Raw genomic sequence first — 17,340 nt, 5'->3', positions numbered from 1 at the left:
TCACACCGCGGCCTCCAGCAGCAACAGGGGATCGGACTGGGACCACACCTCGTAGCGCTGCCTGTCCGGTCCGACAACCACCGTGTCCTGACGCATGGGTTGAAAATCAAGGGCCGGGTCCCGATCCGGGACCATGGCGGCCACCCCGCACATCTCCGACGCCATGGCCCACTCGCCGGGCCTGCCGCCGATTGTCCCGGGCCGCAGCTTTTTCTGATCCATGACCATCAGACAACTTTCATCCGGCAGGCTGGCAATGGTGCAGTTGGGGCCGTCGATAACCAGGTTGCGGCAGGCATGACGCAGTCCGATGAGAAAATCCGCCTGGGGATGACGGTCAAGCTCGGCCGAAGAAAGCGGGGTGATGATATGCTTGTAGACGGCCAGGGGCAGTCCGAGCTTTTTGGTGACATAATGGAGGGTATGGGCAAACACCTCACTGTCGCTCTGATAGCCGCAGTAACCGGGAAAATCCCGGCCGAGCAGCCAGTCGCGGTTGGTGACGAACGCGGTATTCTCGCCGTTGGTCATGGTGGCGATCCCTTGCAGGAAAAAGGGATGGCAGGCATGCAGATTGATACCCCAGTTGGTGTTCTGCCGGCCCTGGGCCATGATCATCCTGGCCTCTATCCGGTTGTCGTCAAGCCCCAGGGCCCGGCCCACGTCCAGGGGCCAGCCGATCTCCTTGAGCATGATGACATCCGGCCAAACGGAAAAAACAGAGAGGTCCCCATTGTTCTCCTCGCCGAGCCGGCGCAGCAGCAGGCGGGTCAGCGTCAGCTCCCGTTCGATGCGGTCCCGGTCGTAACCCTCCCATTGTTTCGGCATCCGGTAGACCCGGACAAAGTATTTGTAGCGGTCCTTTACCTCCAGCCGGGTCGGATCGGTCTTGAAATCATGATCATAGATCTTGGAAAAGCCCTTTTCCCGCATGACGTCGTTCAGACGATCCAAGGCTTCTTTGCTGTGGGCGATTCCGGACAAAATCGGATCGCCGTTGCGATAACTGTAATCGGCAAAGTTGACCCCACGCAGCAGCAGCCCCAGGCCGCTGCCGTCATAGCCTTCCTGCATGGCCTCCATGGCCCGCAGAACATTGAAGGGCGAAAAGGGAATAGATGCTGTTTTTAAAGCAAGGCGACACATGTTCTCTTCTCCATGGTGTGTATAATCGTTTTATGCGGCACTCTTTCCGTCGGAGCAAGACCCCATGACCGGCAAGTGCGTAAAAAAATTCGCGGCGCCGCTCTACGGCTGCGTCCGGAAGGCAATTCCTTTCTGCTCCATGATGTTCGTGTGGAGGAATATCTCCGGCTGCCCGGCCGTTATTTCCACAAAGTGGATTGCCCCGGCAACCCTGTTTTCCTCCTGATCTCGCATGTCCAGGGCGTTCGGCATCCCGAGCAGCAACGCCTCGTTGAACAGGTACCCCTCTTTTTGCCGGGCAGGATGGATGCCCATGTAGACGATCCCCATTTCCACGATATCATTAAAGAAATGGGTACCGAGCGAGATGTCCGGCGTCAGTTTTTCATGCATAACGGCAAGTTCGCAGAGCACCGACACGTTGCGCACATCGCTGAAGCTGACCGGCACGCCGAGCTCCGGCATCTTGCTGCCCCAGCGGCCCGGGCCGACCAGCATGGTCTTTTTGCCCGCCGCCCCGTCATTGGCGATGTCGCCGATCAGCCGGGCCAGCAAGTACCGTTCCGAGGTGGTCAGGGAACTGTACTGTTGCGGCCGGACATAGATGATTCTGTCGATTCGCTGTGCCGCCGCCTCGCCGATGATCGGCCCGGCGGTCTGCAGCAGAATATCCTTTTCCCTGATATCTTTCGGCAGGCGGTTGGCGGCCAGGGGCATCCGCACCTGAAAGGGCCTGCACTGCAGCAGGTTGATGCGGTAGCCTTCGCCTGCGACAAAATTGACGGCAAACTCGATGTCCACCGGATACTCATAGGCCCGGGCCAGGACAGCCATCATCTCCCGCATGTCGGCGGCCAGCGGGGTACTCTTCAGCACCCTGCCGAAGGTCAGCATCCAGCTGAAGACGTTTTTGACGCCATAGAGCTCCGCGCGCTCCTCCATCTCCTGATCCCGGTCCGCCAACAGGGCCACGGGCAGCCCCGGGACCATCCTGACCACCTGTTCAAAGGCGACGCTGGCCTGCCGGCGGTTGGCGAGATCAATGACATCGACGATGCGCTGACTGTGCCGGTGCACCTCATCGGCGCTCACCTCCGGCCGCTTCAACGGGGCATTGAGGGCAACGATGCGGGTATAGTCGTCATCGTGCCGATCCACCGCCCGGGTGCCGAGGCCGAAAACCAGTCGCAGCACCCCGGCCCGGGGATCGATGTCCCGATTCCAGACAAAAGGGTTGTAGGAGTAGCCGACCCCGGCGAGATGGGGCAGATAGACGGTGCCGCAAAAGGAACCGGAAACCCGCTGCACGAGCAGCGCCATCTCTTCATAACGGTTCCACAGCCCCCGGTGCGCCCGGTAGGAAAGAACATCACGGCTCATGGTGCTGGCATAGACGATGCGCACCGCCTCCTTGAATCTTTCCAGCCGTTCCTCGGGAGACCCCTGATTGGCGAGAAAGACGCTTTCATATTTGCCGGAAAAGGCATTGCCGTAGGCGTCCTCCAGCAAGCTGCTGGAGCGAACGATGATCGGCGCCTGGCCGAAATAGTTCAGCACCTCCTGGAACTGCTCCAGGGTGTCCCGCTGAAATTTACCCTTCAACAGCCGCTGCCGGATCTTCTCGGCCGCCGCAATGGGGTCGGGGGCGGATTTCATCTTGTGCCGCTCCCACCAGCACCTGTTGTTGATGACAAAGGTGTAAAAGACATCAGAGCCGATGTAGAACGAATCATGGGTCTCCAGCAGGGTCTGCCAGCGCGGATCGGTTTTCTTCAGAATGGCCCGGGCCAGCAGCATGCCCGTCGCCTTGCCGCCGATGAGTCCGGTGCCCACCATCCTTTTGCCGATGGCGACCAGCTCGGCGAGATCGAAATACTCTTCGCACAGCTTCGCCACCTTGTCGTTGCGGGTGACAATCATGCGGATCAGCTGCCGGCGATGGACCCTGCTCCGCTCACCATCCCCCTTGTCTCCCGCCGCCGCGCAGCAGGTCTGCGCCTCGCCCAGAATACGGGCCCAGGCATCCTTGAGCACGATTTTGCAGTCAATCCAGGGCTGCGGGGTGGCGGCGAGGATCTCCGAAACGATGACACTGCTCGTCACCGGCGTGAAGTCGATGCCTTGCAGCGCATGCAGCATGTACATGGTCGGGGTCTGGCGGCTCAGCACCTTGAGCGGCAGCAGATAGTATGTGCCGTTGTTGCAATAGAGATCGAGCACCACCTGGGCCGTCCGATGAATCGGCTGCACGGAAAGCGGGGTGTGGAAGTTGCGCAGCAGGGAGAAGTAGGCGACCGTGTCGGCGCTATAGAGAAAGGGACAGGCCAGCTTGAAAAAATTGCCCAGCATCCGGTCGCTGTACCAGTCCGCCGCCAGTCCGGAGAGGCAGTCGAAGACATAGCAGGCGCCGCGACCATATTCGCCGATGACATTGAGAATCTTCGTGATGAACTGCTCAAATCCGGCGGTGGGATTGAGGACAAAGACGTCGGGCTCGAATTCGTCCGGCACCAGGGGCTGGTGGCCGGCGAAACGGAAATAGACGAGATTTTTCCCGTCAAGATGGGCGCAACGACAGAAGGCGCGGACAAAGGGCAGCTGATGCTCCACGGCGTCAACCTGCCAGACGACATTGTCGCCGGCCAGGACCCCCTGCAGGATCTCGTCCAGGGACTCTATTCCGGAACTGAACAGCGGTTTTGCCTGTGGTGCCGCCATGTTTTCCTCCTGTCGCGGGGATCATTCCACCGGATCGCGATCGAATGATCCCCCTTCAGTGTAGAACGTCGGACCGGATCAGACAATGCCCTGGTCGATCATGGCATCGGCCACCTTGACAAAGCCGGCGATGTTGGCGCCATCCACGTAGTTGATGTAGCCATCCTCATGCTTACCATAACGGACACAGGATTCATGGATATTAATCATGATCTGGTGCAGCTTCTCGTCCACCTCCTTGCGGCTCCAGGAGGTGCGGATGCTGTTCTGGCTCATCTCGAGACCGGAGGTGGAAACGCCGCCGGCATTGGCAGCCTTGCCAGGCGCGTAGAGGATCTTCGCCTTCTGGAAGACGCGGACCGCCTCGGGCCTGGTGGGCATGTTGGCTCCTTCGCCGATGGCGATGCAGCCGTTTTTCACCAGAGTTTCCGCGTCATTGGCGTCGATTTCGTTCTGGGTGGCGCTGGGGAAGGCGATGTCGCAGGGCACTTCCCACGGCCATCTCCCCTCGACATACCGGCAGCCTTCCAGATCATCGGCGCACTCCCGGATACGGCCGCGGCGCACGTTCTTGAGCTCGGCGACATACTTGAGATCCTCGCTGGTGAATCCCTTTTCCTTGACCACATAGCCGTTGGAATCGGACAGGGTGACCACCTTGGCTCCCAGCTCCAGCAGCTTTTCCGCGGTGAACTGGGCGACATTGCCGGAGCCGGAAATGGTGCACACCTTGCCCTCGATGAGCATGCTGCGGGTGCGCAGCATCTCCTGGACAAAATAGACACAGCCGTAACCGGTGGCCTCGGGCCGGATCAGCGACCCGCCCCAGTTGAGGCCCTTGCCGGTCAGCACCCCGGTAAACTCGTTTTTCAGCCGCTTGTACTGTCCGAACATGTAGCCGATCTCCCGGCCGCCCACGCCGATGTCGCCGGCCGGCACGTCGGTGTTCTCGCCGATGTGGCGGAAGAGTTCGGTCATGAAGCTCTGGCAGAACTTCATCATCTCCCGCTCCGACTTGCCCTTGGGATCGAAATCGGAACCGCCCTTTCCGCCGCCCATGGGCAGGGTGGTCAGGCTGTTCTTGTAGACCTGCTCAAAGGCGAGAAATTTCAGGATGCCCAGGTTGACACTGGGATGAAAACGCAGCCCCCCCTTGTAAGGACCAATGGCGCTGCTCATTTCTATCCGGTAGCCGGTGTTGACCTGCACATCACCGTTATCGTCAAGCCACGGCACCCGGAAGATGATCACCCGTTCCGGCACGACCATTCGTTCGAGAATCTTTTCCTTCATGTATTTCGGGTGTTTTTCCAGGTGCGGAAAGAGCGATTCCGCCACCTCGCGGACGGCCTGGTGGAACTCCAGCTCCCCGGGATTCTTGCGTACAACATCGGCCATGAATTCATCGACACTTTTCATCTGCGTTTTCCTTTATGTTTTCTGGTTAGGAATGTGATGGGCCGCGATTTCGCGTCATGCAACGGCTGCCGGTTCGTGCCGCAAAACACGGAGGTTGTCTCAATGCCGGGAATATTCGGTAGCTGCTTGCCGCTTATCATCTCTTCCCCGCACAGGCAGCTGGTTTGTCCAGCCGAAGTCGCTGCCCGGTCGTATGCCTGTTCTTCCGTATCACCATTTCGGCAAATGATTGCCGAAATGGTGATACATAGTACGGAGTCTGTTTTTTTTCAACTGTTAAAATGTTGAATTTGCGACATGAAGGGGGCCAACGAAATGATACCGGAAACACAAAAACAAATGTCTTCGGCAATTTTGCCGCAACATCTCGCACACCAACAGGGGCTCATCACGAACGGCAACAGAAAATACCGTGAAGCAGCCCCCCATTTCACCCTATTCCCCCAGGAAGAAAACAGCATGTCTGCCCCATGACCCCCGCCGGTTTCGGCAATTTTGCCTTTTTATTCATTTACAAACAGGGCCACTTCCCTTTATATTTTTTTCATGAGCGATAAAACGGAAAAAAAAGAACTGACCATTTTACGTCTTCTGCAAAAAGCGGAAGCACCGCTGTCCAGTTACAAAATACAGGAAAGCCTCCAGGCCATGGGCCAGGAGGTCAGCGAACGGACGATCCGCTATTATTTCAAGACCCTTGACGAAAAAGGATTGACGGAAAATCTGGGCAAAAAAGGGCGGATCATCACCCCGTTGGGCAAAAAGGAATTGAGCAAGGCCAGGGTTTTTGACAAAGTGGGTTTTCTGGAGTCGAAAATCGACCAGTTGACCTACCGGATGACCTTTGATCTCGCCCAAAAGAAGGGCACGGTCATCGTCAACATCAGCCTCATCGACAAGCCGACCCTGACCCGAGCTGCGCCAATGATATGCCAGGTATATGAAGCCGGCTACTCAATGGGCGCCATGATGGGGCTTTTCAGCCCCGGCGAGAGGGTGGGCGACATCACCATTCCACCGGGCATGATCGGCTTCGGCACGGTTTGCTCCATCACCTTGAACGGGATTCTCCTTGGCCACGGCATTCCGATCCATTCGAGTTTCGGCGGCCTCCTTGAACTGCGCCACCGAAAACCGGCGCGGTTCGTGGAAATCATCAAGTATGACGGCACGAGCCTCGACCCGCTGGAGGTCTTCATCAGGAGCGGCATGACCGATTATGTCGGGGCGATCAGAAACGGCAACGGCCGGATCGGCGTCGGTTTCCGGGAAGTGCCGGCCGACAGCCGCGACCGGGTCATTGACCTTATCGAAAAACTCAAGGAGGCCGGGCTGGGAGGATTTCTGCTGGTTGGCTGGCCGGGGCAACCGTTGCTTGAAATTCCCGTGCCGGAAGGGAGAACGGGTATTGTCGTCATCGGCGGCCTTAACCCGGTCGCCATTCTGGAAGAAACCGGCACACGGATCCAGTCCCGTGCCATGGCCGGCATGGTGGAATATGAACGCCTGTTTCACTACTCGGAAATGGAGGAGCGCATCCGCGGTTTGGCTTGAAAACGGGTCGCGCCGGCATCGCGGATGGCGCGCCAGGCGGCATCAAGAACCGTTGCCGCCGGAAGACTTGCATCGAGTGTTACCGCCGGTACGCCGATTTCCGCCAGATAGTCCCGCAGGCGCAGATATTCACCCGCAACACGCTCGAGGCGATGCCGTTTCTCGTGATAGGAGCGCGGACGCCTGGTCCACCCCCCTTGACATATCATTCGGTGGAGCAAGTCCGATTACAACAGTTGCCACCTGCCGCTTCACATCCGCAGATCATCGAGAAATTCCGATGGCAGATCGCCGCTCGTCACCAGCAGATGATCCCTTGCCCGGGTGCAGGCGACATAGAGCAAATGGCGTTCGGTATTGTAAACATCTTCCAGATCCGCGTTGTCGGTGACCGCTTCAATGCGGGCCTGGAGCGGAATGATTTCATCGTCGCAGGCCATGACGACCACGGCACGAAACTCCAATCCTTTGGCCAGGTGCATGGTGCAAACCGAAATGAACCCCATTGTCGTTTCAATGGTATCATCAATGATTTTGCAGGGAAAAGCCGAGTGCGCCACGGCACTCCCGGCTCTATCCAGTTCCGCGGCCGAACGTACGAACACCCCCACCTCATGCGGCATGATTCCCTCAGCCATCCTCTCCCGCAACCATTGTCCGACGAACCGTGCTTCCTCATCTCTGCTCACCAGCTCCCTGATAATCGGGCCTGGACCATTGAACACTGAAATGGTGCCCCGCCGTTCTTCGGTAATACCGTCCACATCGGACAATTCCGGAGCCAGCAACCGGTCTGCCTGCCTCCTGATCTGATGGGAGGTGCGATAATTGATCTTCAGGGTGCGGGAACGGCCGCGGATATCGACCCCGAGCCCCTTCCAGGAAAACGGCTGTTGAAATATCCGCTGCCCCAGGTCACCGGCAAAAAATAAACTGTTGGGCCGTCCACCAGCCAGGGCGGCAAGAAAACGGAGCTGGGGGACATTGATATCCTGGGCCTCGTCCACCACGCAGAAATCAAACGGAGATCGCGCAATTTCGATCAACCGGGCCGCCAGTTTGCCGAACATTGCCGCAGTGGTTAGAAGACCGTCAGACTGCAACCGTGATCGGACCTGGTCAAATATCGTCCAAAGCAACTGCCGCTGCTGTTCCGACAGACGGGTTTTCCGTCCCAGTCGAGGCACATCACGATATGCCTCCCACGTTTCCAGCTGCCAGGCGTCAACGATCAGCTCCCATTCGGTTTGCAGAAAGTTCGGGCTGAATTTGTGCCCTTCGACCCCGGCCGATGCCCCGGCCAGCAGATTGCGCAGCACGTTCCGGCCGGCAATCTTCGCCCGGCCGAAGTGCAGGCCATAGAGCCGCTGCCCGATGGCATCCATGGAGTGGAGATCCAACCGTTCGCCCAACCGGGGTTCATTGCCGATCAGCCGAAACAGTTTCGTGCGCAGGGCATTGGCCAGAGGCTCGGAAAAGGTGGTGAGCAGCACCCTGCTTGCAGGATTGGCGCGGGCCAGAAATACGGCCCGATGCAGGGCGACAATGGTCTTGCCGGTCCCGGCTGAACCGGAAACCCGGACCGGGCCGCCATAATCGCGCTCCACCAGTTGGCGCTGGGCAGGATGGAGAAAGATGGTCCATTTTTCCCACGGATAATCCAGGGCGCGCTCCAGTTCCTCGACATCGCTCATCACCCGGAAGCGACGCCGGGCGTCGGGGTGGTCGAAGGGGCTGTCGCCTGCGGCAGCCGGTTGAAACGGTTGCCGCGTTACCCCGGTAGCCAGGTCGAGCAGGGCCTCGGCCGCTTCGGCAGGAAGATGATCGGCCAGACCCAGAAGCGAATCCTCGTCTGCCCGCCGGACATCCGCCAGCCAGTCCGCCGGCACTCCGTAGCGCAGCAGGTTATCGTCGGACATGTGGGCAAACAATGGCGGCTTCGGCTCCGCCGCCTCCACGTAAACGGGGATGATGATCTCCTGCACCGACTCCCGGACCTCCACCAGCTGGGCCGCCCCGGTGCTGGGATGGGTTTCCAGTTTGCGCCGCTCCGCCCACTGGTAGGCCTTGTCATGATGATCGACATAGCAGAGCAGCAGACTGTCATAGGTTTTATGAACAATCATGCGCAGATCACTGCTGACCCGTACCGACCAGAAATTCTTGTCCCTGGCGTTGTCAAGTTTGTGAAAACTCATGCCAGGACTGGCCGGGTTCAATTGCAGGTCAAAGGCCGTGGTCTTGACCGCCTTCTGCTCGTCGCCGGTGAGTCTGGCAAGGCTGTCGGTGAAGGTATCGGCGATACGGAAGTTCATCGTTTATGAGTCCACTTTCTTTCGAGGCAGCACGGTCTTCAGATAATCATCTGTTGCCTCAAACCCCGGGGCTGCCTGGTTGTCTCTTTTCATCAATGGAATTATCTTAGTGCGGACACCCATTCCCCGCGAGTCGACGTATGCATAATCACGAAGAATTTCCATAATAAGAGGGTTTCGCGGTGACCGCTGGCCGGCGATCATTTTGTCGACAGTCATTGAGTTCGGCATTTTCCCAGGACTGATGACTTCAAGCCGGTCTGCATAATTCGTTACCTCGATATCAACCGATCTTGTCCAGTCCCTGTGAGCGATTGCGTTTATCACTGCTTCACGAACGGCTTCCCAAGGATAAAGCCAGTTTTTTTCACGTCGCATGTGTTCGTCGACGTGGGAAGCCTCCTGGGAAATAAAGGGTTCGATAGCCGCGGCAAATTTTTCTATCAATCCTTCATCAATCAATTGTTTTCGCCCTGTCCCATCGTCTTGCCAACGGCCAACAAACGGGGCATCAATCACCACATCAAGCTGCGCCTGGTATTCCTTGTCTCTTCCTGTAAATGCCATGACTCGCAAGCCTGCCTGCCGAAGAAATTGCCGGGGATGAATACCGAAACAGAGTAAGCCTGCTATAGAACACACGATGTTTCCCATACCGTCTGATGCCATAAAGCCGAGACCCAGCAATCTCTCTTGCCATTCCGCATCTGTTACAGGGACATCGGGATCTCTCATGATGGCTGACAGATAGTACTTCAGCCGGTCTCTGTCTAAATGAGCCAAGGCTGTTCCGGTGACGGGAAGCACCTCGACGTGAAGAAGTCCGCCGCTTTCAAACAGCCGCAACTGTTGTTCACGGGAGGCCAACTCAGAACGATCACCCATGCGGATATAAATTTCCTCACGGTTATTGTGTTTCAGCATGTAAGGCTTGGAAATACCCTGGGCAATCGTAATAACTGCGACGCGACGTTGATCGTCAATTTTTATTTCTTCATAAAAGGGGATAATTTGCGGAAAAACCTTATCACGAAATATGTTCAAAACCCATTCCTGGGTGTTATGCTGCTGGATGCCTGAAATCGTCCCATCATCCTCGACGCCGAGAAAAATTCGGCCGCCTTGTAAATTTGCCAGTGCGACTATTTCTTTTGCCAACTGCTCAGGCCGAATATCGTCTCTTTTGAATTCCACACCTGAATTCTCTCCGTTGGCAAGAATCTCCAATAATTCAGTTTTCAACATATATTCACCTTAGTGCCTGTTCAAAAATAACAGGCCTTTAAAAGCCATACTTAGCTTTCCGTTGGTTAAAAGCCGTTTTTCCACCTTCAAGAATATCGGCGGCTTTATCACGAACTTGCGTCACATCAATGGCGCCTTGCGATTCAGAAGGCATATAGGCTTGTCCATCCCGGGCCTCAAAAACGCCGATCCACTCGGCATCCCCGAACACCGGTATGTTGGCGTTGTGGGTTGCGAAAATGAACTGGCGGGCTATTTTCGCTGACCTTAACTCAGCCACAATGCGATCAGCAATAAAGGCATTATCAAGATTATCTTCGGGTTGATCCATCAGCAGCGGATCAAGATTCTGGAGAAGCAACAAATGCAAAATAGCCGTGCATTGTTGCCCGGTTGACAGTTTATCCAGGGGCTTGAAGTTTTCCCGTCCCTCATGAGCGGTATTCAATTCAATGTCGATCAAATCGGGCAATTCCAGTTCTTCAAGTCGGAGAACTTGTTCGGTGGTCAGGCGCGCCAGGGCTTCGGCGACGGTGGGGGTGATACTCCAGCCGCTATCCCTGAGCGCATCGGCGCCACGGCGTATCAGTTCAGCCAATTTTACAGGCGAGAAATCATCCGCCTCCCGTATCCAGGCAAGCCGTCCCTCCGCTACGCTCTCCAGCCTGCAATCCAGGAGGAATCGAATGACCGGAGTGCGCTCAGCTTCGGGTTTGACGGTCAATTTGAGTTTTCCGGAAAGCCGCTTGTTCAGGCTTTTCAGTGAACGTTCAAATAAAGAGGAACGTTCCGCCCGGATGGATGACAGCTCATCAAGAATCGCTTGGCGTTGCCGGTTGAACTCGGTTACTACTTTCCTGCGATTCTCAATAAGCGTTTGCCTTGGTCTTATCCTCTCAATCTCTCGCAACAGACCCTGAAATTCGATACCAATTTCCTTGCCGGTTTTGCCTTCGAAAGCGGGAAGTTCCTTGAAAGTTTTTTCCAGTGCAGCCTCTTCCTGTTGTATACCCGCATTCAGTTCCTCAGCAATGGCAGCAATTCGGGCCTTGGCCGCGACATACTTCTCTTGCCATTGGCTCAGCAGGGCTTCGGCATCACCACGAAGATCATCCAAAGCCGCACGCAACTTACGCAGGCTTTCGGCATGGGGGAGATGGCCGATGGCGGAATCGCTCAGGAATACGGTGTCCGGCAGATTGTCGCGCACGGCTTGAAAGGCTTTATCGAGATTTCCGCCTTCTTCCTCTACTCCCCTTTTCTGTAAGCGCTTTTCCGTCTCAAGCAATGGCACAATTTTCAGTTTTTCTTCCAATCCCAACGATTTGAATTGCCCTAACTGTTCTTCCAATTTTGGCAGACGCGCGACCTCGTCTTCAATCAATGCCACATTCCCTTGCGCCTCGATCAACTTTTTTCTGTTCTCCGCCAGTTTGCCCAGTGTTTCCTGGATTCGCCTCTCGCCATCATGTTTTCCAGCATCCACGAACCGGGTCAGCAATTGGCGCTGGCTGGCCTTGTCCTGGGCGATTTCGTAAATCTCATTCTGCCCGTAGATTTCAATTTCGGGCAGCAAATCCGCAGGCGTAAATGAAGACGGATTGCCGCTCTCATCTTTCAGACTGACACTTTCGCCATAGCGTCTGGCAACAGTAAAACGCTTGCCATTCATTCGAGCGGAACGAATCACGATCTCTACTCGCGCTTTGGATTTACCCAGATTCTCTTTGATGATTTCGTCGTGTTGCTTTTGTGCGTTTTTGCCAATGGGTTTCAGTTGCAAGGCATAGCGGATGCACTCAAGCAGCGTGGATTTCCCGGTCCCGCGCCCGCCAATGACCGAATTCAAATGTTCGGAGAATTCAATTTGAACCTCATCCAGATAGCCACCCGTGACCTTCAGGCTCTCGATACGCGAGTAATACTTTTCGGAAACATCGCTGTTCAACCGTACCCGGGACTCCGGGTCTTGAAACGCCAGCTTGAATGACTCGAAGCATGGCCGGGTCATTTTGATCAGGCACGACGCTTTCTGGTCGGCCAAGTCTTCGGGTTTTGCCACGTCCTTGGCATTGATAATAGCAACCTGATTTTCACGCTGATAGTTGCTATCTACGTTTATCAATATTTTACGATAGCCATTGCTTTCGCCATTTTTTAGGTCGTCAAGCGCCCCAGGAATCTGTGCGGCCTTGAGCAATGGATTTTGCCAGACATGAACGAGTTTCTGGCGCAAGATCCCGCTTTCATTGGTACAATGAGCGGCATAAACGAAACCGCCTAGCTCCTCAACTTTAGCAAGGAGATCATTCCCCCCAAGATTGGACGGCCAAACACCGTTATCAGGATCAGTCAAACCTAATGCGCCAAGATAGCGATTAAGTTGGTCTCTTGAGGTGTCTTCCGAGAACAGACACACAAAATGCGTTTTCTCGGTGGAACAAATCTCAAAACCCGGAAATACCAGAATGCCGTTGGCATTCATGACCGTGCGAATAGCATCCACACCATCGACATTGCCGTGATCTGCCCAACCAATCACCTTGATCTCGTTATCCTTTGCGATACGCAGCAGTTCTTGATTGTACTGATCTTCCGTCAGGCCGTGGTCGCTACCACGCAAGGTTATATAACCCGCCGGGTTGACTTGCAGGGCGCATTTCCAAAATCTGGCTTTTGTGTATTGTTCGGTCATAACAATCCCCCCGATTCAGTGATTTTTCCCATCATAACACGAAACACCTTCATCACCTCATCCCCAAGATGATTGATTACCTTCACAGCAATCCGCATTGAACTGTTCGGAATAACCAAACAGTTGCCGCTGGAGTCAGTTCGCCATCTTCAAAGATGTGCTTGATGTGCTCACTGATGGTGCCCTTGGCCTTACCGAACAGCTCGGTCAATTGCTTCTGGCTCAGCCACAGGGTTTCCGCCTCCAGCATCACGTCGATGCGGGTAGCGCCGTCTTCGCTTTGGTAGATCAGGAATTGTTTGGGATCGGTCATGGCGTGGTATTAGTCCTTGAATCGCACAGTTGCAGATCAACCACTGTGGCTTGCCCGGCTTTCTGCTCTTCGCCGGTGAGTTTGGCCAGGCTATCGGTAAAGGTGTCGGCGATGCTAAAGTTCATAACGGGATCACTTTTAGATGTCTAAAGTCTCGATAGTGCTGTCCCCGAACCAATTACCGACAGTTTGAAGAGCAGCGCTTGAAAGTTTTTGAGTAAAAAGAATGGCTAGCCGTTTTTTCGGTCGGGAACAAGCAACGTAAAAAAGATTCCGATTACGTTCATACGCTAAAATCTTACTGGCGGGAATGTGTGCAACATCTCCAGCAAATTCAAACATTTCATTGAAATTATATTGATTCCATCCCCTGCCTACGATAACCAAAACATTTTCGAATTCAGCTCCCTTGACACCATGTTTCGTTTGGAACGGGGAATGACCAGAAAGGTAATGTGTTAACGCAATGATTTCCTGATATGAAACTCCTCTTAACGCCTCTAGTTCTCGCAAAGCACGGGGTATTTCTTCGCCAGTCCCCGGATCGAACTGAGATAACTCTCGTTCTAGTCTTTCAACATTATCAGGAAGTCTTGGCCGTCTAGTTTGGCGTAAATGATCGATTACTTCGGCAACCGTCCCGATGTTTCTAATCGCCATGAGACGATCCATGGCGGCTGACCATTTTCCCTTGTCAGCATGGCCCTTAATTACAGGAACGTTCCCACCCAATATGTTAAACATTTCCCCATATTTTCTTTCACTATATGCGGCACAAGCGGGCTCAAGGCTATCTGCAAAAAAAGCAATATGAGGATGTTCTTTCTTCGTAAATGATTCATTAAAAGCGAAGACGGGAGGAATGCTGCTATACCCTTGTTTGGCTGCGAGCACACGATGTGTTAGCATCAAAATCTTACTCTTTCCGGACGACAGGTCCCAATCATCGTGAGAGAGACGATCTAAAACCATATTAAATGCAAGATCGGCCGCATCATCAGGCAAATCTCCTTGCCAGTGATTTTGGGTCTTCCGCGCCCCTGGCCAGTTATTTGTATGGAAGATACGAACACTACCCAGATCGCCAGGGTCCACGACAAACTGGGGCAAAGCCGGCCTCATTCGATTAAGACAATCAACGACAGCACCCACAGACCGGAAGTTGGCTTGCTTGCCAATAACAGTTAAGCTATCGTGCTCGATCTTTCCGCAGCCATCACCATAGATTTTCTGCCAATGATCTCCGAAGAATCCGAATTGTGGGGAGCTAGCTTGCCCTAGAAAATGGATTTTTATCGATTCAATCCAACCCGCGTTAGTATCCTGATATTCGTCAATCAAAATTATGGGATATTTAGAGGTGACAATAAGTCTAAATTTCTGGTTTGACATCAGGGAAATAGTTAAACTCAGAACATCGTCGTGATGGATAGAAACACGATCATCCCGAATGCTACGGTGACCTAAAGTGTATTCAATTACTCGATCACCTAAATCACCAACTTCAGCTAGTCTGTCTTGCCATTGACTAAGTTGTGCCAAAGCATCTCGCATTGAGCGCTGGAACCCGCTGATTAACGACCAGCAAAATGCATGTATTGTGTCGCAAAAGATGAGGGGGCTACTGTCTGTTCTCGCTTTAATCTCATCTTTCGCGACATTAGTGAACGTGATACATGCGATCTTTTGGTTACGATTTGGGAGTTTGTGTTGATCCCGTTTTATAAGATATTGCAGTGCCTTAACAAGTGTGTACGTTTTCCCGGCTCCAGCACCAGCTTCAAGCAGAAAGCTCTCGCCACGTTCAAGGCAGCCATATACCTCAGAGAGAGCTTGTTCACTGGCTTCCTCAGCAGGATTCAATAGAGGAGTTGGCTCAGGCATCTTGTCCACCTTCTATCGATTCAGGATCTGTAGCCACCACTCCCAATTCAGTTTCAACAGTTTGTGTTACCCCAGCTGCGAGCCATTTCAGACCGTCGAGGATATAACGAGGTGGATTCCAGTTTTTGTCATCTATAGCGTGTTTGAGCGCAAATTGAGATTTCTTAATCTTTGAGGCCATTGCATAGGCTTTTTGGGCTTTGTCGTTGGATGCCCCGTCTGTAATTTCAAATTTCTCTAAGTTTGCTAAGATAAAAGCATCTTCGAAGGACCTACCACAAGGGTCACCTTCTGTTTCCGGCACCTGGTAAGCAATACGCTTTAGTCCTTTAATTTTTTCTTGGCTATCTTTTGATACTAAGGAGCTCAGCGAACAATCTCCTCCAGAAAACCAAGAGTTAAGACAAGCGTTGCTTGAGGCAGTTCCTTCATGAACTGGACAAGCGCTACCTCCTGCGGCTATCACCGCGTCGATGTCGGTGATTATAAGACTCCGTAATTCAAGGAATTCCAATAGATCAAAAAATATGTGGGCATAGGCCCCGCCAACTTCCATGATTGTCAAGTACTGGCTTGACAACTTGGGAGTTTCTGGAGTCCCTGTTTCCATTTTATCTATTATCACAGGCAATAGAAGTCGTTCACTAGTCCCTTCTATAAGCACAGCCTTATCAGCGAAAAAAAGATCACAGCGTGTGAGAGTCAAATACTGATGGAGAAACTTCTTGTGATCTCCAGGGGCCTCTTTCAACCCCTCACGGAGATCTTTAATTATAGTTTGCCTTACTACGGATGCTCCGGTGGGAAGATGTGGCAAGAAATATCTGATAGCTTCAAAACCAGCCGCATTGGCAATATGTGATGAATGGGTTGACACAACAAATTGAATAGGCCAGGGAAGCTCTATGCCCTCTTGAGCATTAAGCTGCCGCGTTATCTTGGAAAGTTGACGTATAAAAACTTCCTGCATCTGAGGATGTAGATGCGCCTCAGGTTCTTCGATAAAGATCAGATTTACGCCGGATGCGCTAGTCTCAGCTCTGAATTTTCTATAAAAACTGACGATTTGGAGAAGGATAAATACGAGGTTTCTTATTCCTAGCCCGTTATATGATTCCGGAAGATGAACTCCATATTGCCCGGCATATCTGACTTTAGTATGGTTTGAGAGTAGCCGTTTGACATCTAATGTAGTTTCCGTTTCTATATCATGACCCCCAAGACCGGGATACCCAAAAGTGGCCAAAGTAGGCATGAGGCCTTTTAGTTTAGTGTTGAAATCAATATCTACTTTTTCTTGTATTTCAAGAACTGCCTCCTGTAATGCCTTCGCGATAAGTTGATCATTTTCATCAGCAGTTGGAGACGTTGCTGAAGTAAAAAGACCTTCAAGTATTTTCGCTAAAACGTCTTTTTCTTTAGATGTGTTGTCATCAAGTCCTCGCTGTGCATTGATGAGATCAGTTTGGAGGAGAGAGCGTAGCGAAGATTGCGATAGCTGTTTTCGGTTGGAGGAATCCCGAGGATCTTCAGCCCATACCCTCAGAATAAATAACGCTGGGATCCGTTCTCGCAGAACACGAAAAAAACTTAAGCGAGTTTCGTCAGACAGCGCCTCCGTCGGCAACCCCTCAAATAACGGGCCGATACCACCATCCTTTAATTCATACCGGGAGACTGCTAATGCTTCATTGCTGTCGGGATCGAGGTCGATGATAAAATCACTGAGGTGGCCAAAATCTGGTTGAGCGGGATCATACTTAAAATATATCCTCAACTCTATGCTTGGCAGAAGTTCCCTGACAACATCTTCTTCTGCCCCTTCATTATGGGCACTTAAAGCTGCGCAAAAATTGTCATAGGAAGCGTTTGAGAAATCCTCGATCTGAAATTTCGGGCTTTGATCAATCAGGAACCTGCGAATCACCTCTGACAGGGAGGTTTTACCACTATTATTCCGTCCCACAACAAGGGTTGTTTCTTTTTCCAAAACTAATTCAACATCGAGCAATAGCCTAAAGTTTCGTACTCTGATCTTACTAATAAACATG

Annotated in this window: 11 protein-coding genes; 1 reads left to right on the top strand and 10 read right to left on the bottom strand. The window is 53.2% G+C overall.

The genetic code is table 11. From position 1 onward, the window contains the following. The 3 genes from BM485_00135 to BM485_00125 form a co-directional block, all read right to left on the bottom strand. A complete protein-coding gene (locus BM485_00135) occupies positions 1-1,146 on the bottom strand; it encodes a glutamate synthase (GenBank protein ID OKY76964.1) in 1,146 nt (381 codons plus the stop codon). Between the two features lie 102 nt (positions 1,147-1,248). Further along, positions 1,249-3,864, bottom strand: coding sequence for a hypothetical protein (locus tag BM485_00130; protein OKY76963.1), 2,616 nt, complete (start codon positions 3,862-3,864; stop codon positions 1,249-1,251). 78 nt (positions 3,865-3,942) lie between these two features. Continuing rightward, positions 3,943-5,283, bottom strand: coding sequence for a glutamate dehydrogenase (locus BM485_00125; protein ID OKY76962.1), 1,341 nt, complete (start codon positions 5,281-5,283; stop codon positions 3,943-3,945). Between the two features lie 546 nt (positions 5,284-5,829). Here BM485_00125 and BM485_00120 point away from each other — a divergent pair. Beyond that, on the top strand, positions 5,830-6,837 hold the full coding sequence (locus BM485_00120) for a hypothetical protein (GenBank protein OKY76961.1): 1,008 nt from the start codon (positions 5,830-5,832) through the stop codon (positions 6,835-6,837). Here the strand turns inward: BM485_00120 and BM485_00115 are convergent. From BM485_00115 to BM485_00085, 7 genes are all read right to left on the bottom strand, one after another. Continuing rightward, entirely contained in the window at positions 6,798-7,046 is a 249-nt protein-coding gene (locus tag BM485_00115; GenBank protein OKY76960.1) for a hypothetical protein, read from the bottom strand. The two genes, BM485_00120 and BM485_00115, sit on opposite strands and share 40 nt — an antisense overlap. Positions 7,047-7,088: 42 nt before the next feature. Continuing rightward, positions 7,089-9,152, bottom strand: a complete 2,064-nt coding sequence (locus BM485_00110) for a DNA helicase (protein OKY76959.1) — start codon at positions 9,150-9,152, stop codon at positions 7,089-7,091. 3 nt (positions 9,153-9,155) lie between these two features. Next, positions 9,156-10,397 carry a transcriptional regulator gene (locus BM485_00105; GenBank protein ID OKY76958.1) on the bottom strand — a complete coding sequence of 414 codons (1,242 nt, stop codon included), beginning with the start codon at positions 10,395-10,397 and terminating at the stop codon, positions 9,156-9,158. A gap of 37 nt (positions 10,398-10,434) precedes the next feature. Continuing rightward, positions 10,435-13,092, bottom strand: coding sequence for a DNA repair protein (locus BM485_00100; GenBank protein OKY76957.1), 2,658 nt, complete (start codon positions 13,090-13,092; stop codon positions 10,435-10,437). An 82-nt stretch (positions 13,093-13,174) separates the two neighbouring features. Continuing rightward, entirely contained in the window at positions 13,175-13,405 is a 231-nt protein-coding gene (locus tag BM485_00095; protein OKY76956.1) for a hypothetical protein, read from the bottom strand. Positions 13,406-13,543: 138 nt separating this feature from the next. Next, positions 13,544-15,289 (bottom strand): DNA helicase II, encoded by a 1,746-nt coding sequence (locus tag BM485_00090; protein ID OKY76955.1) that lies wholly within the window; start codon positions 15,287-15,289, stop codon positions 13,544-13,546. After that, complete coding sequence (locus BM485_00085; protein ID OKY76954.1) at positions 15,282-17,339, bottom strand: ATP-dependent endonuclease; 2,058 nt, start codon at positions 17,337-17,339, stop codon at positions 15,282-15,284. The genes BM485_00090 and BM485_00085 overlap by 8 nt, the downstream gene beginning before the upstream one ends. Position 17,340: the final 1 nt, after the last annotated feature.

Source organism: Desulfobulbaceae bacterium DB1 (assembly GCA_001914235.1).
GTDB lineage: Bacteria > Desulfobacterota > Desulfobulbia > Desulfobulbales > SURF-16 > DB1.
This window is presented reverse-complemented; position numbering and strand designations above follow the sequence as displayed.